General features: G+C 58.3%; 23 protein-coding genes. 6 read left to right on the forward strand and 17 right to left on the reverse strand.

The genetic code is table 11. The annotated features are described in order from the left end of the window. Position 1: 1 nt before the first annotated feature. Entirely contained in the window at positions 2-271 is a 270-nt protein-coding gene (locus ACSBLW_RS17175; protein ID WP_435257817.1) for an HPr family phosphocarrier protein, read from the forward strand. Positions 272-380: 109 nt separating this feature from the next. Then, positions 381-1,187, forward strand: coding sequence for a lysophospholipid acyltransferase family protein (locus tag ACSBLW_RS17180; RefSeq protein ID WP_435260149.1), 807 nt, complete (start codon positions 381-383; stop codon positions 1,185-1,187). 5 nt (positions 1,188-1,192) lie between these two features. On the opposite strand, the gene ACSBLW_RS17185 is transcribed toward ACSBLW_RS17180, so the two are convergent. Next, positions 1,193-2,068 (reverse strand): 3-hydroxybutyryl-CoA dehydrogenase, encoded by an 876-nt coding sequence (locus ACSBLW_RS17185; protein WP_435257818.1) that lies wholly within the window; start codon positions 2,066-2,068, stop codon positions 1,193-1,195. 164 nt (positions 2,069-2,232) lie between these two features. On the opposite strand from ACSBLW_RS17185, the gene ACSBLW_RS17190 reads away from it, so the two are divergent. Next, on the forward strand, positions 2,233-3,063 hold the full coding sequence (locus ACSBLW_RS17190) for a DUF6473 family protein (RefSeq protein WP_435257819.1): 831 nt from the start codon (positions 2,233-2,235) through the stop codon (positions 3,061-3,063). A gap of 48 nt (positions 3,064-3,111) precedes the next feature. Here the strand turns inward: ACSBLW_RS17190 and ACSBLW_RS17195 are convergent, their stop codons facing one another. The 7 genes from ACSBLW_RS17195 to ACSBLW_RS17225 all read right to left on the reverse strand — a co-directional run bounded on the left by ACSBLW_RS17195 (position 3,112) and on the right by ACSBLW_RS17225 (position 7,945). Next, positions 3,112-4,038 (reverse strand): electron transfer flavoprotein subunit alpha/FixB family protein, encoded by a 927-nt coding sequence (locus tag ACSBLW_RS17195; protein ID WP_435257820.1) that lies wholly within the window; start codon positions 4,036-4,038, stop codon positions 3,112-3,114. 1 nt (position 4,039) lies between these two features. Continuing rightward, positions 4,040-4,801, reverse strand: a complete 762-nt coding sequence (locus ACSBLW_RS17200) for an electron transfer flavoprotein subunit beta/FixA family protein (RefSeq protein ID WP_435257821.1) — start codon at positions 4,799-4,801, stop codon at positions 4,040-4,042. Between the two features lie 122 nt (positions 4,802-4,923). Then, positions 4,924-5,550: a hypothetical protein gene (locus ACSBLW_RS17205; protein ID WP_435257822.1), complete on the reverse strand. Its 627-nt coding sequence runs from the start codon at positions 5,548-5,550 to the stop codon at positions 4,924-4,926. 77 nt (positions 5,551-5,627) lie between these two features. Then, a complete protein-coding gene (locus ACSBLW_RS17210; RefSeq protein WP_435257823.1) occupies positions 5,628-6,200 on the reverse strand; it encodes a cob(I)yrinic acid a,c-diamide adenosyltransferase in 573 nt (190 codons plus the stop codon). After that, a complete protein-coding gene (locus tag ACSBLW_RS17215; RefSeq protein WP_435257824.1) occupies positions 6,200-6,409 on the reverse strand; it encodes a twin transmembrane helix small protein in 210 nt (69 codons plus the stop codon). The genes ACSBLW_RS17210 and ACSBLW_RS17215 overlap by 1 nt, the downstream gene beginning before the upstream one ends. 102 nt (positions 6,410-6,511) lie before the next feature. After that, positions 6,512-7,336, reverse strand: coding sequence for an SDR family NAD(P)-dependent oxidoreductase (locus ACSBLW_RS17220; RefSeq protein ID WP_435257825.1), 825 nt, complete (start codon positions 7,334-7,336; stop codon positions 6,512-6,514). A gap of 75 nt (positions 7,337-7,411) precedes the next feature. Further along, positions 7,412-7,945 (reverse strand): SH3 domain-containing protein, encoded by a 534-nt coding sequence (locus ACSBLW_RS17225; protein WP_435257826.1) that lies wholly within the window; start codon positions 7,943-7,945, stop codon positions 7,412-7,414. Positions 7,946-8,091: 146 nt separating this feature from the next. Between ACSBLW_RS17225 and ACSBLW_RS17230 the strand changes: the two genes are divergently transcribed. The 3 genes from ACSBLW_RS17230 (at position 8,092) to ACSBLW_RS17240 (ending at position 11,917) form a co-directional block, all read left to right on the forward strand. Next, the gene (locus tag ACSBLW_RS17230; protein WP_435257827.1) at positions 8,092-10,398 is read left to right on the forward strand and encodes a DNA topoisomerase IV subunit A; all 2,307 of its coding nucleotides are present in this window, start codon (positions 8,092-8,094) and stop codon (positions 10,396-10,398) included. An 81-nt stretch (positions 10,399-10,479) separates the two neighbouring features. After that, positions 10,480-11,454 carry a type I glyceraldehyde-3-phosphate dehydrogenase gene (locus ACSBLW_RS17235; protein WP_435257828.1) on the forward strand — a complete coding sequence of 325 codons (975 nt, stop codon included), beginning with the start codon at positions 10,480-10,482 and terminating at the stop codon, positions 11,452-11,454. A gap of 22 nt (positions 11,455-11,476) precedes the next feature. After that, positions 11,477-11,917 (forward strand): GNAT family N-acetyltransferase, encoded by a 441-nt coding sequence (locus ACSBLW_RS17240; RefSeq protein ID WP_435257829.1) that lies wholly within the window; start codon positions 11,477-11,479, stop codon positions 11,915-11,917. A gap of 4 nt (positions 11,918-11,921) precedes the next feature. Here ACSBLW_RS17240 and ACSBLW_RS17245 read toward each other — a convergent pair whose 3' ends face one another. From ACSBLW_RS17245 to ACSBLW_RS17285, 9 genes are all read right to left on the reverse strand, one after another. Then, positions 11,922-12,923 (reverse strand): NAD-dependent epimerase/dehydratase family protein, encoded by a 1,002-nt coding sequence (locus tag ACSBLW_RS17245; RefSeq protein ID WP_435257830.1) that lies wholly within the window; start codon positions 12,921-12,923, stop codon positions 11,922-11,924. Between the two features lie 46 nt (positions 12,924-12,969). Then, positions 12,970-14,208 carry an NAD(P)/FAD-dependent oxidoreductase gene (locus tag ACSBLW_RS17250; protein WP_435257831.1) on the reverse strand — a complete coding sequence of 413 codons (1,239 nt, stop codon included), beginning with the start codon at positions 14,206-14,208 and terminating at the stop codon, positions 12,970-12,972. 3 nt (positions 14,209-14,211) lie between these two features. Beyond that, the gene (locus ACSBLW_RS17255; RefSeq protein ID WP_435257832.1) at positions 14,212-15,372 is read right to left on the reverse strand and encodes an iron-containing alcohol dehydrogenase; all 1,161 of its coding nucleotides are present in this window, start codon (positions 15,370-15,372) and stop codon (positions 14,212-14,214) included. Between the two features lie 4 nt (positions 15,373-15,376). Next, complete coding sequence (locus ACSBLW_RS17260; protein ID WP_435257833.1) at positions 15,377-16,756, reverse strand: aldehyde dehydrogenase family protein; 1,380 nt, start codon at positions 16,754-16,756, stop codon at positions 15,377-15,379. Positions 16,757-16,813: 57 nt separating this feature from the next. Further along, on the reverse strand, positions 16,814-18,181 hold the full coding sequence (locus tag ACSBLW_RS17265; protein ID WP_435257834.1) for a glutamine synthetase family protein: 1,368 nt from the start codon (positions 18,179-18,181) through the stop codon (positions 16,814-16,816). 108 nt (positions 18,182-18,289) lie between these two features. Then, entirely contained in the window at positions 18,290-19,321 is a 1,032-nt protein-coding gene (locus tag ACSBLW_RS17270; RefSeq protein WP_435257835.1) for a TRAP transporter substrate-binding protein, read from the reverse strand. Positions 19,322-19,367: 46 nt separating this feature from the next. Then, positions 19,368-20,708 carry a TRAP transporter large permease gene (locus ACSBLW_RS17275; protein WP_435257836.1) on the reverse strand — a complete coding sequence of 447 codons (1,341 nt, stop codon included), beginning with the start codon at positions 20,706-20,708 and terminating at the stop codon, positions 19,368-19,370. Further along, complete coding sequence (locus tag ACSBLW_RS17280; RefSeq protein ID WP_435257837.1) at positions 20,708-21,214, reverse strand: TRAP transporter small permease subunit; 507 nt, start codon at positions 21,212-21,214, stop codon at positions 20,708-20,710. The genes ACSBLW_RS17275 and ACSBLW_RS17280 overlap by 1 nt, the downstream gene beginning before the upstream one ends. Then, positions 21,214-22,014 (reverse strand): N-formylglutamate amidohydrolase, encoded by an 801-nt coding sequence (locus ACSBLW_RS17285; protein ID WP_435257838.1) that lies wholly within the window; start codon positions 22,012-22,014, stop codon positions 21,214-21,216. The genes ACSBLW_RS17280 and ACSBLW_RS17285 overlap by 1 nt, the downstream gene beginning before the upstream one ends. Between the last annotated feature and the right edge of the window lie 157 nt (positions 22,015-22,171).

Below are 22,171 nucleotides of genomic sequence, written 5' to 3' on the forward strand. Positions count from 1 at the left end.
TTTGGCTGAAAAAACGCTTAAAATCGTCAATGAGAAAGGCCTGCACGCAAGAGCCAGCGCAAAGTTCGTGGAAGTGGTCGAACGGCATGATGCTCAGGCTCGCGTTACGAAAGATGGTATGACGGTCTCGGGTGACTCGATCATGGGTCTTTTGATGTTGGCAGGGTCGCGCGGAACCTCTATTGAAGTTCAGACAACCGGAGCGGAAGCCGATAAGCTGGCAGATGCACTGGAAAAGCTTGTTGCCGATCGTTTCGGGGAAGATTTCTGATCCCGCTGGTCGGATTTGAAGGGCCCAAACCAACGTGAACGAGCCATCGCGGGCAGAGAACGAGACTTCAACGTCTAGGGCCGTAGCCAAGGTCGACAAGCCCTATGACATGCGGCGTCTATCCTATGCCGGTACGTTCACCAATCCCGTCAAAGCTGGCACCATCCGATCCATCGAATGGGTGACTGCAAAGATCACCCTGCTGCGGATGATTCGTGAATTTGAACGTTCAGGTGCGCCATTTGGGGCGCCGTTCTGGCCAAAGGCGCTGCGCCAGATGGGGATTGATATTCAGACCCCGCCTGAGGAAGTGGCGAATATCCCTGCAACTGGACCAGTCGTGATCGTTGCTAACCACCCTCATGGGCTGGTTGACGGTATGGTACTGGCGGAAATTGTTACCCGTGTGCGGTCTGACTTCAAAATCCTGACGCGATCCTTGCTTACAGGGATTCCCGAGATTGAAGAATTCATGATCCCCGTTCCGTTCCCGCACGAAGAGAACGCGCGTGAAGCGGGGCTTGAAATGCGGCAGAAGGCGATGGATCAGCTAAAGCAGGGTGGGGTAATTATCCTTTTCCCAGCCGGCAAGGTGGCCAGTTCAGAGACCCTCTTCGGTCCGGCAATTGAGGCCGAATGGAATCCCTTTACGCATAAAATGATCATGCGGTCGAATGCGACAGTGGTGCCCGTGCGCTTTACCGGGCAGAACACGCGCGCCTATCAGATTGCAAACAAGCTTTCTGCGACCCTGCGTCAGGGCCTTTTGCTCTATGAAATCAAGAAGGCGTTGTTCAAACCGCAACGGCCTATTATTGGCAGGCCTTTGACTCCGGACGATCTGAAAGAATGGCAAGCCAACCCGCGCGGTTTTCTAGCTTGGCTTCGGGATCAGACGCTTAGCCTGAAACCCTGACCGGTTTAGCGGGTCGGAACCGGAACTTCGCCGCGATAGTCATAGAAGCCGCGCTGTGTCTTTCGGCCCAGCCAACCGGCTTCGACGTACTTGGTCAACAATGGGCAAGGCCGATACTTGGTGTCGGCCAAACCGTCATGCAGGACGTTCATGATCGCAAGGCAGGTGTCCAGTCCGATGAAGTCGGCCAACTCCAACGGCCCCATCGGATGATTTGCGCCCAACTTCAGCGATTGGTCGATGGATTTCACCGATCCAACTCCTTCGTAAAGCGTATAGACCGCCTCGTTGATCATCGGCATCAGAATGCGGTTCACGATAAACGCCGGAAAATCCTCGGCACTGGCAGCAGTTTTCCCAAGCTTTTGCACGACGCCGTGCAAGGTGTCCCAGGTGTCTTGATCCGTCGCGATTCCGCGGATCAATTCGACCAACTGCATCACAGGCACCGGATTCATGAAGTGAAAGCCCATGAACTTCTCTGGGCGGTCTGTTCGGCTGGCTAGACGTGTGATCGAGATCGACGACGTGTTTGACGTCAGGATCGTCGACGGCTTCAAATGTGGTAGCAGGTCTTCGAAGATGGCCTGTTTCACGGTTTCGCGTTCCGTCGCCGCCTCTATGATCAGATCGGACGGCCCGATTTCCGCCAAGATCCGCGTCGTCGAGATGCGCCCCATGGCAACAGCCTTTTCTTCGGCTGAAATCTTACCGCGGCTGACCTGCCGCTCCAGATTCTTGTCGATGGTCGCGATAGCCTTGCTCAAGGCTTCTTCACTAATATCCGTCAGCTTTACGTCATAGCCTGCAAGCGCGAACACATGGGCAATACCATTGCCCATCTGACCTGCACCGACCACGCCTACGCTGCGGATATCCATGTCCGTTTCTCCATTCTTTTTGCGTCGCAACCTTATGCGTCGGGGTGGGGCGGGGCAAGGGCGCAGAACAACGCAAAGCAATTGAGTTAAAATCAGAGCTTAGCCCTTTGGTAATTGGAATCGGCCAGCCTGCGAGATGGGTGTAAGAAAATCAGGTGGGTGTGATGGCCTTTGAATATCCGGGCGACGGGTCGCTCGACTATTATCCATGCCGCTACGGTACCTCGCGTTTACTGTTTCGGGGACCTCGGCGCGACCTTTCTCGACCATACATTGCCGTTCTGGGTGGGACGGAGACTTACGGGAAATTCGTGGCCGAACCTTTCCCGGCTTTGGTTGAGGCCAAGACAGATTGGCGGATGGTTAATCTGGGCGTGGTCAATGGCGGGCCTGATGCGTTTCTGAAAGATCCGGAAACGCTTCATATCCTTGCCAATGCCTGCGCCACTGTCGTCCAGATCATGGGGGCGCAGAATCTTTCCAACCGGTATTTTACGGTGCATCCTCGGCGGAATGACCGTTTCGTTTCGGCCTCGCCGCTGTTGCGTTCGATGTATCGCGAAGTGGACTTTACCGAATTCCACTTCACTCGGCACCTTTTGGGGCACCTGCAAGCCCGCTCTCCTGATAGATTTGAGGTTGTGGCGGAAGAACTACGTGCCACTTGGGTGCAACAGATGCGGGCCCTGTTGCGAGCCTGCCGCGGCCGAATATTGCTGCTTTGGCTTGCCGAAAAGTCTCCCCCTGATCCTGATCGGCGGGCAAATCTGCATCGTGAACCCTTGATCGTGGACCGAGAGATGATTGCAGCGGTTCGGCCGCTTGCGACGGGATATCTGGAGTTTCGCCCAAGCGCTGCGGCGATAGCGGCTGGTGCTGATGGTATGGTCTTGGGGCCTATGGACGCCCCTTTGGCGGCCGGGTTGCCGGGACCGCGTATGCATGAAGAAGTTGCCGACGCGCTGATTCAGGCGTTGCACGCGACGGAAGATTAAAAAAAGGGCGCCAGAGGCGCCCTTTACGATCCGATCAGTGTTGGGAGATCAGAGCTTTTCGGTCATTTCCGGCACGGCCTGGAAAAGGTCGGCGACCAGTCCATAATCCGCGACCTGAAAGATCGGGGCTTCTTCGTCTTTGTTGATCGCGACAATGACCTTCGAGTCCTTCATGCCAGCGAGGTGCTGGATGGCACCCGAAATGCCGACAGCGACATACAGCGTCGGGGCCACGACCTTGCCGGTCTGGCCAACCTGCCAGTCATTCGGGGCGTAGCCTGAGTCAACAGCAGCGCGGGACGCACCAACGGCGGCGCCCAGCTTGTCGGCGAGCTTTTCGATCAGCGCGAAGTCGGCTTCCGAGCCCACGCCACGGCCGCCAGAGACGACGATGCCAGCCGAAGTGAGTTCCGGACGGTCGCTTGCGGCAACCTTGTCTTCGACCCAAGCCGACAGGCCCGCATCAGCACCTGCAGCGACGGCCTCAACAGCAGCCGAACCATCTTTGCCAGCAGCCTCGAAGGTTGCCGTACGAATGGTCGCGACTTTTTTCGCATCCGCCGATTTGACGGTCTGGATCGCGTTACCCGCATAGATCGGACGCTCGAACGTATCGGCGTCAATCACGGCGGTGACTTCAGAAATCACCATCACGTCCAAAAGGGCGGCTACACGGGGCAGCACGTTTTTCGACGAGGCCGTCGACGGCGCAAAAATATGGCTGTAGTTGCCAGCCAGACCAACAATCAGGTCGGCCAGAGGTTCGGCCAGTCCCTTGCCATAGGCAGCGGCATCGGCGCTCAGCACCTTGGACACGCCAGCCAGCTGTGCAGCTTGTGCTGCAGCGCCGGCAACACCTTCGCCCGCCACCAAAACATGCACATCGCCCAGTTTCGCAGCTGCAGTCAGGGCTTTGGCAGTGGCATCGGCGCCCAGAGTGGCACCATTCACATCAGCAATCAGAAGAACGGCCATCTCAGATCACCCCTGCTTCGTCTTTGAGTTTCGCAATCAGTTCGTCAACCGAGCCAACCTTGACGCCTGCCTTGCGGCCAGCCGGTTCAGTGGTCTTGATGACCGAAAGCCGTGGCGCAACATCCACGCCGTAATCGGCGGGTGTCTTTGTTGCCAGCGGCTTTGCCTTCGCCTTCATGATGTTCGGCAGCGACGCATAACGCGGTTCGTTCAGACGCAGGTCGACCGAAACGATTGTCGGCATTTTCACCGAAATGGTTTGCAGACCGCCATCAACTTCGCGGGTGACAACAGCCTTATCGCCCTCAATCGCCAATTCGCTGGCGAAAGTAGCCTGCGACCAGCCAAGCAGAGCCGAGAGCATCTGGCCCGTGGCGTTCATGTCATTGTCGATGGCTTGCTTGCCGCACAGAACCAGACCGGGGGCCTCTTCCTTGACCACGGCGGCCAGCAGCTTTGCCACGGCCAGCGGCTCAATGTCCGTGTGAACATCGGCGGCGGCTTCGATCAGAATGGCGCGATCTGCACCCATGGCCAAAGCATTGCGCAGCGTTTCCTGTGCTTGCTTTACACCCACCGACACGACAACCACCTCGGTCGCCACGCCCTTTTCCTTCAGACGGATCGCCTCTTCCACGGCAATCTCGTCAAAGGGGTTCATCGACATTTTCACGTTTGCCAGATCAACACCCGATCCGTCCGCCTTAACACGAACCTTCACGTTGTAGTCGATCACACGTTTGACAGGCACCAGGACCTTCATCGGCGTCATTCTCCCGTTAACTCAAGCTCTCGGCACGTTCCTACCGAGTCTTTCGCAGGTGCAACAGTGTAAAATCGACGCGGGAGGTCGTTGGAACGCCACGTTCTGCGGGTAAACAGCTGTCAGGCTTTCGCCTGAGCGCCTGAAATGGCAATAAGCGTATACACATCCAACGCCTTTTCATTGCCATCCATGGCCGCCTTCTCCATGCGTGACAGCAATGCCTTTGATACATACCAGTTGCGAGCAAAACTGATCCCCGGTTCTTGCGACCAGAAGTGGTTCTGCGGGATGACACCCCAGCCATGGTAAAACCAGTTCTTGTGCAGCAGGGTGGCCAGATCGTCGTCTGAAAGCGCGTTTAGGCGGTCCAAAAGCGGACCCAAGTCAATCCCGCCCTCGCCAAACATACAAAGGACACGGTCAAGGTCGTCATCGGAATGCGGGCTTTCCTTACTGACAACAAGATCAAGGTAGGCAACCGCAAAGCAGTTTATCGCAGCCACTTGTCGGTCCGGCCAGCGCACGGGAAAACCCGTTCGCCTTAACCGCTGAAAGGCCACTTCATTGCCGACGGCAGCGACTTCGGCACATTCAGCGAGAAGCTCGAAGATGCGCGGCAAAAGCCAAGCGACCTGGGCGTAAGTTGGCTCAGAGGCAAATGCTGCCCCATACCACTGCCTGACCTGCAAGGCCGTTAAATCCCGAGCAGGCGTAGCGAGGATTTCCGCCTCCGTCTTCGGATCCATACAGCAGGACGTGCACAGTCCCAAGTCATCGGGCGGCGGCATTTTAAAAGCCAACCATGCCGCATCAATTGCGGCCTTCACCGTGTCAGGCCCGGAACCCAAAGCACATCATCCTTGCCATCGTTATTGGCTATGCGGCCCATGACAAAGAACCAGTCAGACAGGCGGTTCAGGTATTTCACCGCCTCCGCATTGACCTCTTCCATCGTCGCCAGTTCTACGGCCAAACGCTCGGCACGGCGGCAAACAGTCCGGCATAGGTGCAACTGCGCGGCCAAGCGCGACCCGCCGGGCAAAATGAAACTGCGAAGGGGCTGCAGCTTTGCGTTCTGCTCGTCTATCTCTCGCTCCAGCCGGGAAACCTGAGACTCAATCATCCGCAAAGGCGTGTAGGGCAGGTCTTTGTCCTTATGCATGTCGGGTGTGGCCAAATCGGCACCCAGATCGAACAAATCGTTCGAGACTCTTGCGAGTGCCTCGTCCATCCAACCTTCGGCGAACTGCCGGGCCAATCCCACCGTCGCATTGACTTCGTCGACCGTGCCATAAGCGTTCACGCGGGTGGAATGCTTGGCTACGCGGGCGCCATTTCCAAGGGCGGTTTCGCCGGCGTCGCCGGTTTTGGTGTAGATCTTGGACAGAACGACCATCAGTTCGCCCCCCGGCTGCGCAACCACGCAAAGGCGACAATCAGCACAACCGCCAATGCCTGAGCTGCGATTCTATATCTCATCAGTCGATTGGCATGCTTTCGGTTGAAATCGCCACCTTTGGCAAAACCGCCAACCCCGATCATCAGAATGATCAGAACGCCGAAACAGGCAATGGCGGCAAGAATGAACAGCGGATCGTTCAGCATGACAGCTCCCTAGGCTTGTTGCGGCACATCTAGGCGCTTCGGACGCAAAAGCGAAGGAAATTTCCGAAAATCGACGGCCAATGGGCGGCGATGCCGCAGGTGTCAGCCCTTGGAAATCACCCAGTCCAATGCGCGCGTGGGCAAAATCCGACGGGCAAATCCCATCAAATAGGTGGGGGTCGTGACGTAGTAGCGCGCCTTTGGGCGAGGGCTTTCCAGCGCATGGATGAGTTTTTTCGTCACTGCCGAAGCCGGAAGTTCAAACCGATCAGGACCCCGATCTTCATAAAGCCTCGATCGCAAGGAACGATATTCCTCGCTCCGTGCCGAGTTTTCCCAATCGATCCATTTTTCGAAATGGGGAATGGCGTTCTTGCGGATGCTGCTGGTAATTGGACCGGGTTCGATCAGGATGACATGGATGCCCGTGCCCTGCATTTCGATGCGCAAAACATCGGTAAGGCCTTCCATGGCGAATTTTGTCGAGACGTAAGCCCCACGCCATTTTAATCCGACCAGCCCCAACACCGACGAGCAATTGATGATGCGGCCGTGGCCCTGACTGCGAAAGGTTGGAATCAGGCGCCGGGTCAGGTCATGATAGCCAAACAGGTTGGTCTCATAAATCTCGCGCAGCGCCCCACGGGGCAGGTCTTCTACTGCACCGGGGCAAGCAAAAGCGCCGTTGTTATAGACCGCATCCAGCGTGCCACCCGTCCGTGAGAGGGTTTCTTCGACCGCTGCGGCGATGCTGGCTTCGTCTGCATAATCCAGAACAAAACTTTCCAGCCCATCCTCACGTAGTCGGACACAATCCGCCTCTTGCCGGCAGGTTGCAAAGACGCGCCAGCCTCGGGCTTTCAAGCCATGGGCTGCGTCCAGCCCAATACCCGAGGAGGAACCGGTGATCAGAATTGTTTTTGCCATGAGACTGCCCGTTTGTTTTTCCCCTGATTACGGGCAAACGGGCAGAAGTCAAAGCACAAGTCTGGTAAATGATGATCAGTTCGCAGGGTCGGCTTCGGTCAGAAAGTCCAACGACATATAGCCGTCGATGCCGTCACCCTCGACACGGATGCGGGCCCAACCATTGTCTTCTGCCCAGACCACAAGGACGGCGTCACCTTTCGACAACTTGCCGACAACGGGGGTGCGCGTTGATGGACCGCCACGAACATTAACAGAGCGACCCGATACAAACATCAACGTGCCTTCCTTATCTGTCGCGGCAGTTGAGGCTTCAATCAGTTCGGCGTGCGCCTGCGGTACGATAGCGGGCTGGACTGCCGGTTTCGGGCTGACAAGCGTTGCCGAATTGGCAAAAGCAACCTCTACAACCGGGGTTACTGGTGTGCTGGGGCTGGTCGATGCTTTCGAAGCGACTTCCACAGCGGCCAAGTCGGCAGCCTTTTGTGCGTCTGCCAATGCATCAAGTTCGCCTTCGATCAGACCAAGGCGTTTTTGCCCTCGATCTTCTCCGGCAATTTGCAAGGTCAAAAAAAGCCCAAGGCAAAGAACAATTGTCCAACGTATCATCACGACAGCACCTGATTCACTCTTGATTTACAATCTTTATCACAGCTCTCTAACTTTTGTTGGGGAAAAGGTTCTGGTTTTTTCCCCCTAAACTCGGTCTGAATTTCCGGCTGGACCGTGCCGCTTGCCCGCATTACACAACATCCATGTCCGACGAAGATGATGACAACAAGATCGGGGCGATGACCTCGGCCGAACCGCTCTCGCGTGCGATTGGCGAGCGCTATTTGACCTATGCGCTTTCCACGATCATGCACCGGGCGCTGCCCGATGCGCGGGATGGTCTGAAGCCTGTTCATCGCCGAATCCTCTACGCTATGCGAGAGTTAAGGCTTTCAAGCACCGGTGGGTTCCGTAAGTCGGCAAAAATTTCTGGCGACGTGATGGGGAACTACCACCCACATGGCGATGCCGCGATCTATGATGCAATGGCGCGCTTGGCGCAGGACTTCAACGTCCGTTACCCGTTGGTCGATGGTCAGGGCAACTTTGGCAATATCGACGGCGACAACCCCGCAGCAAGCCGCTATACCGAAGCGCGACTGACTGCGATTGCCGAAACGCTGATGGAAGGGTTGACCGAAAACGCCGTCGACTTCCGCCCCAATTATGACGGCACGCTGGAAGAACCTGTCGTCATGCCGGCGGCCTTCCCGAACCTTTTGGCAAATGGTTCCAGTGGCATCGCCGTGGGTATGGCGACCAACATTCCGCCGCACAATCTGGATGAGCTGATTCAGGGCTGTCATGCGATGCTGAAGACGCCCGAGATCACAACGGCGGAACTGGTCAACCTGATCCCGGGCCCAGACTTCCCCACGGGCGGCGTGATTGTCGAAGAAAAGTCGACGATCATCGAGGCCTATGAAACAGGGCGTGGGTCTTTCCGCACGCGCGCCAAATGGGAAGTTGAAGATCTGGGCCGCGGGACTTGGCAGATCGTCGTCACCGAAATTCCCTATCAGGTGCAAAAGTCTAAGCTGATCGAAAAGCTGGCGGAACTGATCCAAACCAAGAAGATCCCGCTTTTGGCTGACGTGCGCGACGAATCTGCCGACGATATCCGAATTGTGCTGGAGCCGCGGTCACGCACGGTGGAACCCGAAGTTCTCATGGGAACGCTTTTCAAGAACAGCGATCTGGAAAGCCGCTTCAGCCTGAACATGAACGTGCTGATCGACGGCAAGGTGCCGAAGGTTTGCTCGCTTAAAGAAGTGCTTCGGGCCTTTCTTGATCACCGCCGCGATGTGTTGCGCCGCCGGTCGGAACACCGCGTCGAAAAGATCGACCATCGGCTGGAAATTCTGGAAGGGTTCATCATCACCTTCCTGAACCTTGACCGCGTGATCGACATCATCCGCTATGACGATGATCCAAAGCGCGCTTTGATGGCCGAAAACTGGGGAATTCCCCACAAGCGCGCCACAAGCGAAAAGGATTATGTTTCCCCTCCTGCAGGTCAAGAAGGTGAACTGACCGAGATTCAGGCCGAAGCCATCCTGAACATGCGTTTGCGGTCTTTGCGCCGTCTTGAAGAGCTTGAACTGGTTCGTGAACGTGATGCCTTGATGGAAGAACGCGCTGGCTTGGCCGATCTTCTGGACAGTGAGCGTCTGCAATGGAAGCAGATCGGTAAGGAATTGGAAGACATCCGCAAGAAGTTTGGGAAAGGCACCGCCATCGGCGATCGCCGCACAAACTTTGGCAATGCAGGGGCTGTCGAGGACGTTCCGTTCGAGGCGATGATCGAGCGTGAACCGATTACCGTCATTTGCTCGAAAATGGGCTGGATCCGGGCGATGAAGGGGCATGTCGATCTGACTGCCGAACAAAAGTTCAAGGATGGTGACGGCCCACGCTTTGCCTTCCATTCTGAAACGACCGACAAGATCATTCTCGTGGCTGCGAATGGCCGTTTCTATACGCTTTTGGGCGCGAACCTTCCCGGCGGGCGTGGAATGGGGGAACCCGTGCGCCTGATGATTGATCTTCCGAATGATACAGAGATCGTCGATTTCCTGCTGTTCCGCCCGGGTGAAAAGCTGCTGATTGCTTCGACGGCGGGCGACGGGTTTGTTGTGCCGTCCGACGAGGTTCTGGCCCAAACCAAATCAGGTAAGCAGGTGCTGACGGTCAAGGACGGCGTGTCCGCCGCTGTGGCCCGCTATGTGACCGGCGACCATGTCGCCGTGGTCGGCCAGAACCGCAAGCTTCTGGTGTTCCCCCTTGCGGAACTGCCCGAGATGGCCAAGGGCAAGGGCGTCCGTCTGCAAAAATACAAGGACGGTGGCCTGACAGATGCCATCACCTTTGTTCTCGCCGAGGGACTAAGCTGGAAAGACCCAGCTGGCCGGACCCGCCTTGAAACCGATCTGACTGAATGGCTGGGTGCCCGTGCCGGAACCGGCAAAATGGCCCCGCGTGGCTTCCCCAGGGACAATCGCTTTACCTGACCGCTCTTGTACCGGTGACAAAGCAGGGCTTGCCCTTCCACTCGTCGCATGGTGAACCTTCCCGCAAACAGGGGGGGCACCATGCGGGTCTTCATCAATGGGTTTGGACGGATCGGCCGTTCTGTCCTGCGGGCTTGGGCCAAGGCACCGAGCCATTGGCCGGGGCTTGAAATCGTCGGGATCAACGACATCGCCGCAGCCGAGATGTGTGCTTATTTGTTCGAATATGACAGCACCTTTGGCCCTTGGGGCGGGTCCGTGGCTCTGACCGAAGGTGCTTTGGTTGTAAACGGTAAAGCACTGCCCCTGCGCCGTGTGTCCGACATTTCTTCGCTTGATCTGTCCGGTGTCGATGTTGTGCTGGAATGCACTGGCCGTGCCGAAGATCGCGCAGTGGCCGAACGGGGCCTGCGCGCCGGGGCAAGGCGTGTGCTGATTTCCGGCCCGTCTAAATCGACTGACCTGACGGTGGTCTTGGGAGCTAATGAGCATGAGCTGGAAGATCAGGCGGTTGTCTCGAATGCGTCTTGTACCACAAATGCCTTGGCGCCACTTGTCCGGCTTTTGAACGACAACTTCGGTGTGGTTACAGGGTCCATGACCACCATCCATTGCTATACTGGCAGCCAGCCCACCGTTGACGCACCTGCCGCCGATTATGCCCGGTCGCGCGCGGCGGCGCTTTCGATGGTGCCCACAACGACCAGCGCCTCGCGCCTGTTGGACAAGGTTCTGCCGGATATTTCCGGGCGGATCGAGGGGTCAGCCGTGCGTGTACCTGTGGCTTCTGTCTCTTGCGTCGATCTCTGTGTGATGCTCAACCGCACCCCAACGACAGCCGAGGTCAACGAAACCTTCCAGAACGCTGGCGGTGTGATCGGATACACCGACCGCCCCCTTGTCAGCTCTGATCTTCGTGCGCGGCCTGAAAGCATCGTGATGGCCCTGCCCGAAACCCGGATTACCGCTGGCGGGATGGTCAGGGTCTTTGGCTGGTACGATAACGAATGGGGGTTTTCGAACCGGATGCTGGACGTCGCCGCCCGGATGGGATGACCCCGCCAAAAAGGATGATCGTATGAAAACGCGTTTGCCACGACCAGAAGACCGCGCCGCATGGGGCCAACTTTATGCGGGCTATGCGGGTTTTTACAAGGTGGAGCAATCTGAGGCGATGCGTGATCGGGTCTGGGGCTGGATCCATGACCCGGCGCATGAGGTGCGGTGCTTCGTTGCCGAAGGCGACGATGGCACGCTTTTGGGCCTTGCGCATTTCCGTCCATTCGCGCGCCCGCTTTCCGCCAGCACGGGGGGCTTCCTTGACGATCTTTTCGTCGATCCAGCGGCGCGCGGGGCAGGGGCTGTAGAGGCGCTGATCGCGGCGGTCAAGGCCGAAGGACAGGCACGAGGCTGGTCTGTGATCCGCTGGATCACGGCCGAGGACAATTATCGCGCCCGCAATGTCTATGACAAACTGGCTGACCGAACCAAATGGGTCACCTACGACATCAAAATCTAGGCTGTCAGCCGTTCCAGCCCCGATACCATTCGACGAACTTTGCCACGCCGTCGCGAATATCTGTCCGGGGCAGACGGCCGACCAAGGCCTCGATCAGCGAAGCATCAGCCCATGTCGCGGGCACGTCGCCGGGCTGCATCGGCATCAGGTTTCGAATGGCCTCGCGCCCCGTTGCGGCCTCGATTGCCGCGATGAAATCGGTCAGTTGAACTGGGTTGCCATTGCCGATGTTGACCACACGCCAAGGCGCAACAGGCGAAAGACTGTCCATCGGCCCCGCCGGCGCAGACCCCGGCACGGCATCAACCAGTCGAACAATCCCCTCCACCAAGTCGTCGATATACGTGAAGTCGCGCTTCATGTCGCCGTGGTTATAGACGTCAATCGGTTCGCCATTCAGGATCGCCTTGGTAAACTTGAACAGTGCCATGTCTGGCCGGCCCCAGGTGCCGTACACAGTGAAGAAACGAAACATCGTCACCGGCAGCCCAAAAAGATGCGCGTAAGAATGCGCCATCGCCTCGTTCGCGATTTTGGTGGCGGCATAAAAGCTCATCGGATGCGCGGCTTTATGCGCCTCGGCATAGGGCATGACCGTATTCGCACCATAGGCGGAACTGGTCGAGGCCATCATCAGATGTTTTGGCGGGTGGGCGCGGGCGGCCTCCAAAACCTCATGCGTGCCAATCAAATTTGACCGCACATAGCTGCGTGGTGCCTCAATCGAATAGCGCACCCCGGCTTGGGCAGCCAAGTGGATGATCACATCGGGCTGCATCTCGGCGGTCAAACTGGTCAGCAGACCTTCTTCCTCCAGCATTCCCTGATGGAAGTGGAAACCCGGCTGCGCCTGAAGAATACCCAAACGCGCCTCTTTCAGTTTTGGGTCGTAATAGGGCGTCATCCCGTCAAATCCGGTGACTTGCCAGCCATCAGCCAACATGCGGCGGGCCATATGAAAGCCGATAAACCCCGCAGCACCCGTAATCAGAACTTTGCCACTCATGACCGCCCCTTCGTTTTCCCCTTGCTTAACCGGGGCAGGGCGCAAGTCAAAGCCCGAAACGCGTAGCCCTTGTCGCGTGAATATCCCGTTCAGGCTGTCGGCCAGCGACAAGGTCGGCCACCAGTCGCGCGGTGATCGGGGCCAAGGTCAGGCCAATATGACCATGCCCATAGGCATGAATGACATCCGCGCCGCCGCGCGAAGGCCCGATGACGGGCAAGCTGTCGGGCAGGCTGGGGCGAAAGCCCATCCAGTCGCGGCTGGGCTCGCCGAGATCGGGGAATATCGCCCTTGCGCCTTCGACCAGCTTTGCAACCCGATGCGGTGAGGGGGGCGCGGTCAGCCCTCCCAATTCGACCGTGCCCGCCACCCGCAACCGCCCCGACATCGGGCAGAGGTAAAACCCGCGAGAAGTCGGGCAGGTCGGGCGCGTCAGGCGTGGCGCGTCCATATCCCATTCGACATGATAACCACGCTCCGTGTCTAACGGGATGCTGTCGCCCGCCATCCTTGCAAACCGCCGTGAATGTGCGCCCGCTGCCAGAACGACCTTGCGCGCAGTGATCGTCACCCCTTCTCCGGAAACGACCACGCCGCCCTTGTCGCGCTTCAGGCTTTCCACCCGGTGCGGCAAGACTGGCACGTCAATCGCTGCGGCGAGTTGTTTCACCATCCGGGCGGGATCAGACATGAAGACAGCGTTCGGAAAAAACGCCGCGCCGCCCTCAACCTCTGGAAGCCCCGGTTCCAGTTGCCGCAGTTCGCCCGGGCCAATCAGATCGACCGAAATGCCAAGGCTGCGGCGAAAGGCCATGTCGCGATCCGCCGCGCGATAGGCTGCGGCGGTTTCATACATATAAAGACAGCCGCGCTTTTGCAGAATATCTGCTGCTCCGATCCGTTCCGCCAAACCCTGCCAAAGCGGGGCGGCATCGGCCAACAAGGCTGCAATCGCAGCCGCATTCCGGCGTGCGGGGCCGGGCAGGGACTGATAGGCAAAGCGCAGCAGCCAAGGCGCAAGCGACGGCAGTGCGGCCCGCCGGATCGACAGGGGCGAGTTCCGGTCAAACAGCAACGAAGGCAGGTTTTTCAGGACATCCGGCGTGCCAACAGGCAAAACCGCATAATCCGCGATGGTGCCAGCATTTCCATAAGAGGCACCCGAACCCGCTGGGTTAGGGTCGATCAAAACCACCTCACGACCCTCGGCCGCAAGCCGTTCTGCAATGGCCAGACCCACCACCCCGGCACCGATGATTGCGACTTCGGTTTGGTGGGTCGTCATGGCTTACATGCAGGCGTCAAACAGCGCGCGGGTGTTTTCGCGCGTCATTTCAATCGGATTGCCGCCGCAGGACGGGTCTTCCAAGGCCATATCGGTCAGCATGTCCAGATCACCGAACTGCACACCCATGGCGGACAGATTTTTCGGGATAGCGAGCTTGGCCCGCAGTTCCATAACCGCATCATGGAAGCCCGCAAAGCCACCCTCAACGCCCAGATAGGCCGCGGCGGCCTTGATCCGGTCTTCGATGGCCGGGCGGTTGAATTCCAGCACCATCGGCATCACAACGGCATTCGTGGTGCCATGATGGGTGTTATAAACCGCACCAATCGGGTGGCTCAGCGAGTGGATCGCGCCCAAACCTTTCTGGAAGGCGACAGCGCCCATGGCTGCCGCGCTCATCATATGGGCGCGGGCATCCAGATCATTCGGGTTGTCATAGACCTTGGGCAGGTTTTCAAAGACCAGCCGCATTCCTTCCAGCGCGATACCCTGCGACATCGGGTGGTAGAACGGCGAGCAATAGGCCTCAAGGCAATGGGCAAGCGCATCCATACCCGTGCCTGCGGTGATGAACTTCGGCATCCCCACCGTCAGGGCCGGATCGCAGATGGTGACCACGGGCATCAGTTTCGGGTGGAAGATGATCTTTTTCTTATGCGTGACGCTGTTCGTCAGAACGCCCGCGCGGCCCACCTCTGACCCGGTTCCTGCGGTCGTCGGAACGGCGATCACCGGCGCGATCTTTTCGCCATCGGCGCGGGTGTACCAGTCGTCGATATCTTCCAGATCCCAGACACTCAGATCAGCGCGCTGACCGGCCATCAGGGCGATCATCTTGCCCAGATCCAGCGCCGATCCGCCGCCAAAGCAGATCACGCCATCATGTCCGCCCGCTTTGTAGACAGAGATGCCAGCGGCCATGTTGCCTTCGTTCGGGTTCGGGTCCACTTCGGAAAAGACCGCGCGGCCAAGGCCGGCCTGTTCCAGCACATCCAGCGCGCCCGCCGTAATGGGCAGGCTGGCCAGTGCCTTGTCTGTCACAAGCAGCGGTTTGGAAATGCCGCTGGCCTTGCAATGATCGGCCAGTTCAGCAATGCGGCCCACGCCGAATTTGATGGCCGTGGGGTAAGACCAGTTCCGGTTGGGAACGTTGTGGGTCATGGGTTCAGACCTTCTTCAGATGGTAAGATTTCGGGCGGGTCACCGAATGGAACCCGAGGTAGGACAGCGATGTGCCGCGTCCGGTGTCCTTGCAGCCAGTCCAGCACAGGGCGGGGTCCAGATAATCGGCGCGGTTCATGAAAATCGTGCCGGTTTCAATCCGCGCCCCGATGGCGGCGGCGGTGTCATAATCATTGGTCCAGATGCTGGCAGTCAGACCATAGGGGCTGTCGTTCATCAGCGCGATGGCTTCTTCGTCATCCTTGACCTTCATGATCCCCACCACGGGACCAAAGCTTTCCTCCATCATCACCCGCATGGAGTGATCGACATTGACCAGCACCTGCGGGGCCAGATAGGCGCCGCCATCATCGGCGGGGAAATCCTTCGGGTCGATCAATGGCTTCGCGCCCGCGGCCACGGCCTCGGCGATCTGGTCGCGCACCACTTTTGCGAAACGCTTGTTCGCCATCGGGCCAAGCGTGCTGTCAGCGTCGAACGGATTGCCCAGCTTCAAAGCCTTGGCCCAAGCCACGGCCTTTTCAACAAAGGCGTCATACAGGCTTTCATGGACATAAATCCGCTCGATCCCGCAGCAGCATTGGCCAGCATTGTAAAGCGCGCCGTCCATCAGCGTATCAACGGCCGCATCAAGGTTGGCATCGGCGCGGACATAGCCCGGATCCTTGCCGCCCAGTTCCAGCCCCAGCCCGGTGAACGTCCCCGCTGCGGCGCGTTCGATCGCCGCCCCGCCTGCGACCGATCCGGTAAAGTTGATGAACCCGAAAGACCGCGCCCCAATCAGGGTTTCGGTCGTTGCATGATCCAGCACCACATTCTGGAACACATCGGCCGGAATCCCGGCGGCATGGAAGGCTTCGGCCAGACGTTCGCCCACCAACAGGGTCTGGCTGGCATGTTTCAGCACCACCGAATTGCCCGCAATCAGCGCCGGAACCAGCGTGTTGATCGTCGTCAGGTAGGGGTAGTTCCAGGGCGCGATGATGAACACCACGCCCACAGGCTCACGCGCAAGGTAGCGACGGAAGGCGGGGCCATCTTCAACCATCGTAGGTGAAAGGGTCTTTTCCGCGATTTCCGACATGTAGTCGGTCCGCGCATTTACCCCACCGAACTCACCGCCAAAGCGCGTCGGGCGGCCCATCTGCCAAGCCAGCTCCTCGACGATGACATCCTTCATCTCGTTCAGCTTGGCCACACCCGCCTTGACCAGCGCAATCCGCTCGGCCAAGGGCCGTGCGGCCCAAGCCTTTTGTGCCGCCTTGGCACGGGCGACAGCCTCTGTCGCGGCCTCCAGCGTCAGGGGCGTGCGCTCGGCATAGACACTGCCATCGACGGGGGAAATCAGTTGTATCGGTTTCATTTCATCCTCGCAGACCGGGCATATCCCGGATCCTGAACTGTTGTATCCGGGGCCGGCTCACGCCCGCTCCAAAAGCCGCTGACGTTCGAAATCGGTCACCACGCGGTCGGTCTCGGAAATTTCCCACTGTGCGGCATGGTGGTAATGTTCCACCACATCGTCTCCGAAGGCTGCCCGAAGCATGGCCGAACCATGCAGCGCTTCAGCCGCCGCGCGCAGCGTTGTCGGGATTTCACGCGCCTCTTTCGCCGCGTACATGTCGCCCTTCAATTCCGGCTCCAATTCCATCTTCTTTTCGATGCCGTCCAAGCCTGCGGCCAGCAACGCAGCACAGGCGAGATAGGGGTTCACATCGGCGCCCGGAATGCGGCATTCCACCCGTACGCCCTTCGTATGCTCCCCACAGACGCGAAAGCCTGCCGTGCGGTTGTCGGCGCTCCACACGGCCTTGGTGGGGGCAAACATCCCCACGCAGAACCGCTTGTAGCTGTTGACATAAGGCGCAAGGAACGCGGTGATTTCGGTCGCATGGGCCAATTGGCCTGCAAGGAAATGCTTCATCACCTCGGACATGCCATGAACATCGGACGGATCGGCAAAGGCAGGCTTGCCGTCCTTGGTCCACAGGCTTTGGTGGATATGGGCCGATGATCCCGCACGGCGATGGTCATACTTGGCCATGAAGGTCACGGACTTGCCCGCATTATGGGCCATTTCCTTGACACCGTTCTTGATGATGACGTGATTGTCAGCGGTATCCAGCGCGTCGGAATATTTGTAGTTCACCTCGGCCTGCCCGGTCTCGGCCTCGCCCTTGGTGTTTTCAACCACGATCCCGGCGCCATAAAGACCGTTGCGGATCGCGCGCATCACATCCTCTTCTTTCGATGTCTGGAAGATGTGGTAATCCTCGTTATAGCTGCCCACGGTCCGCAGGTTTTCCGTGCCCTGATCGCGCAACTGTTCATAGCTGTTTTCAAACAGATAGAATTCCAGTTCGGTCGCCATCATCGGCTCGAACCCCATGGCGCGGGCGCGGGCGACCTGCTTTTTCAGGATGCTGCGCGGCGCAATCGACACTTCCTCATGCGTATGATGGTCCAGATAATCGCCCAGAACCAACGCGGTTGAAGGCAGCCACGGAATCCGGCGCAGCGTCGCCATGTCGGGCTTCAGCACATAGTCGCCATAGCCCTGCGACCAGCTTGCCGATTTGTAGCCCGGTACCGTGTACATTTCCATGTCAACGGTCAGCAGATAATTGCAGCAATGCGTCTCGGTATGGCCACCATCGACAAAGAACCGCGCATGAAACCGCTTGCCCATCAAGCGTCCTTGCATGTCGATGCCCGCGACGACGACCGTGTCGATCTCGCCCTTGTCCACAAGGCCTTTGAGTTCTTCCAGCGTCAGATTGCCCGGCATTTTCTGGTCCCCGTCGGTGAGTCTGTAATTTGATCATATTATTGAGATCAGGGGTGCGCAATCGCGGCGCACCCCCATTTTTGCAGCGGGTTTCCCCGCCCTGATGCCTTAGCGATACGGACGGCCCGCCTTGGTCATCGTCTCGTTGTATTGCTTGAAGATCGACACGACCTTGGCCTTGGTCTCTGATTCTGCGGCAATCTCGTCCCAGAACTTGACGGCAGCGGCTTCGACCGTTGCCCATTCTTCGTCAGGGATCGTGGTCAGCTGCATCTTGCCGCCGTTCAGGCGCAGATCGGCCTCGCCGCCCCAGTACCAGTGCTGACGGTAGTAGTGGGACTGTTCAAAGCAGACAGCCAGAAGTTCCTGCAGATGCGGCGGCAGGGCGTTCCAACGCTCCATATTGGCAAAGAAATGGCCAATCCAAGCGCCCGAGATGTTGTTCGTCAGGAAGTAGTTGGTCACATTCGACCAGCCCACCGTGTAAACTTCGGTGATGCCCGACCATGCGATGCCGTCCAGTTCGCCCGTCTGTACCGCAACCTCGATGTCTTCCCACGGCAGGGTGACCGGCACCACGCCGAACTGTGACAGGAAGCGTCCAGCCGTCGGGAAGGTAAAGACGCGCTTGCCCTGAAGGTCGGCAAGGCTGTTGATCGGGTCTTTGGTCGAGAAGTGACAAGGATCCCACGATCCGGCCGAGATGTGCTTGACGCCCACCTTGGCATATTCTTCTTCCCAGATCTGCTTCAGGCCGTATTTGTTGAACAACACCGGCACATCCAGTGAATAGCGCAGCGCCAGCGGGAAGTAGCCGCCGAACACGGTTACTTCGGTGGGCGAGGCCATCGAGTCATCGTCCGATTGCACACAGTCAATCGTGCCAGCCTGCATGGCCTGGAACAACTCACCCGTCGGCACCAGCTGATCAGCGGTGAAAAGCTCGATCTCCATTTGCCCAGCCGCGATGCGGTTGAACATATCGACAGCGGGTTTCACCACTTCTTCGGCCAATGCCGCCCCGGCATAGGTCTGCATCCGCCACTTGATCACGTCTTGCGCCCGCAGAACGGCAGGAGCCGCGAGTGTCGCTGCGCCGGCAAGGGCGCCTTTGGTCAGGAAAGAACGTCTTGAAGTCATCGTCAAACCTCCATGTTGCAAGGAAAGGGCCCGGTTCGTCCGGTCCTCAGGGATAGATCATATTGGGCAGCCAAAGCGCCAATTCCGGGAAAATCATGATCAGTGCCAAGGCTGCGACCATCACCAGCACAAAGGGCCAGACCGAGGAATAGATATCGCCCATCGTGATCTCTGGCGGTGCAAAGGCCCGCATCAGGAACAGGTTATAGCCGAAGGGCGGCGTCAGATAGGCGATCTGACAAGTGATCGTGTAAAGCACCCCGTACCAGATCAGCACGTCGCCCCGAGGCATCCCAAAATCAAGGCCCGCGACCAGTGGCACATAAAGCGGCGCAACGATCACCAGCATGGCGGTATCGTCCAGAAACATGCCCATCAGCAGGAACGAAAGCTGCATCAGGATCAAGATGGTCCACGGACCCATATGCAGTTGGTCGATGAACAGGTTTTCCACGGCCTTCACCGCGCCAAGCCCGTCAAACACCGCGCCAAAGGAAAGGGCGGCAAGGATCACCCACATGAACATGGCCGAAATGCCCAACGTGCTGCGGGTCGCCACTTCGAAAACCGCACGGTTCATCCGGCCTTTGATCACCGCACCTGCAACAGTCATCACCACACCCACGACCGAACTTTCGACCAGCGAGGTATAGCCATAGATAAAGGGCACCATCATTCCGCCAAAAATGGCAAAGGGCAGAAGACCGGCCTTCAGCGACCCCCACTTTTCGGCAGCCGTGATCGAAACGCGCTCGTCGTCGCTCAGAGCCGGGCCCAGTTCCGGCTGAACACGGCAGCGGATCAGGATCAACAGGATGAAAAGCGCCGCCATCAACAGCCCGGGAACAATCCCGGCCAGCCAGAGTTCCGAAACCGGGGCCCGTGCGATCATCGCATAAAGCACCAGAACGACCGAGGGCGGGATCAGAATGCCAAGGCTGGAGCCTGCCTGAATAACACCAGTCACCATGCGCTTGTCGTAGCCGCGGCGCAAAAGTTCTGGCAGGGCAATCGTTGACCCAATCGCCATGCCCGCAACCGAAAGCCCGTTCATGGCCGAGATCAGAACCATCAACAGGATCGTCCCGATCGCCAAGCCGCCCCGCACCCGGCCGAACCAGATATGGAACATACGGTAAAGGTCATCGGCCAGCCGCGCCTCGCTCATCACATAGCCCATGAAAACGAACATCGGCAGCGACAGCAGCGGATACCATTTCATCAGCTTCATGCTGGCGGAAAAGCCCATTCGCTCGCCCCCCGTGCCCCACAGCATCAAGGCCGAGAACACCGCGACGAAGCCGATCACCGCAAAAACCCGCTGCCCCGTCATCATCAACAGCAGCATGGTCGAGAACATCAGAAGCGCGATCATCTCGTAAGACATCAGATAGTCTCCCCGCGGATCGTCGCGATGTCTTTGATGAGTGCGGAAATGGACTGCAACAGCATCAACGTAAAGCCAACGCACAAGACGATCTTGATGGGCCACATATAAGGCCGCCACGCGGTCGGACTGCGCTCATTGTAAGTGAAGGAATAGATCGTCGAGTCGATTGCGCCGTACAGCATGACACAGAGATAAAACATCAACGCAAAAACTGTGAACCCGTCCCACCATGCCCGCCGGACCGGGGATTGCTTGGCATAAAACAGGTCCATACGCACATGGCCTTCCATCTGCATCGCGTAAGGCCCGCCCAGAATGTAATAGGCCACCATCACGAACTGGGCCATTTCCAGGGTCCAGAGCGACGGGTTGAAGAAAGCCTTGGAAATCGTCGACCACATCAGAATGGCCATCAGGACGAACAGCAGGTACATCGCGAACCTGCCCACCCCGTAATTCATCTTGTCCACCAATCGGACAAAGGCAATTGCGGCGCGCGGCATCAGGGTCTCCCGTTCATCAAGTCATCTAGTGCCGCAGAAAGGCACGGGGCCAGACGGTCCGCCATCGCCTCGGCCGCGTCCTGCGTTCCGATCAGATCGTTGCGAACTTCCAGCATGACATTCGGCAAGCGGTAGGGGTTGGCCTGCAAACGCAAGGTATGGGTGACGCCATCTTCCGCTGAATAGGGCTCGTTCATCATCGACCGCAGACCTTCGGGTGCATGGGCCAGAACCAGTTTGGCCATACGGTCGTCGGCATCGTGGATGATCCCGAACTCTACCTCGCGCTGGGCGCCATGATAGATCGGCGTAAAGCTGTGAATGGTCACGATCACGGGTGCCAGACCAAGCGCCATACGGCGGGCAATCTCGATATGCACATCGTCATGGAACGGCACATAAACAGCCTGTGTCCGCTTTGCCCGCTCTTCCTTGGTGATCGCGGCATTTCCCGGAATGTCGTAGACTTCAGACCGGGCCGGCATCGCTCCCTCTTGGTCGGGGGCACGGTTCAGATCATAGATCAGACGGCTGACCGGGGCGTGCACAAGGCAGGCATCCAACCGCTTTGACAGGCCGCGCGCCAGATCCAGCGCACCCGGATCCCACGCGATGTGGGCCATGCGCGCTGCGCCCGTCAGGCCCAGTTCGGCCCAAGCTGCGGGTATGTGGTGCGAGGCATGTTCACAGACCAGAACGATACGCCCCATCGACCCGCGGTTCTCGAAAACCGCGTGAAAGGACGCTGTGCTTCCGGCAGGCGTTGTGCCCTTTTCCGGCGCTGACATGGCGCGAGTCATCTCCCTGTTTTCTTCAGCGTCCCTTGTCTCCCCTCATTCTGTCAAGAATTTTTCTGACAAAAAATTTCTGTTACAAAATTTTCTAAAGCCAGTGCAGAATGCTTTCTATAGATGCTTGAAAACTGTGCGAGGCCGAGTCGGTCTGAGAGGCCGTAAG

It is taken from the genome of Thioclava sp. FR2, from assembly GCF_051200875.1.
Classification (GTDB): Bacteria; Pseudomonadota; Alphaproteobacteria; order Rhodobacterales; family Rhodobacteraceae; genus Pseudotabrizicola.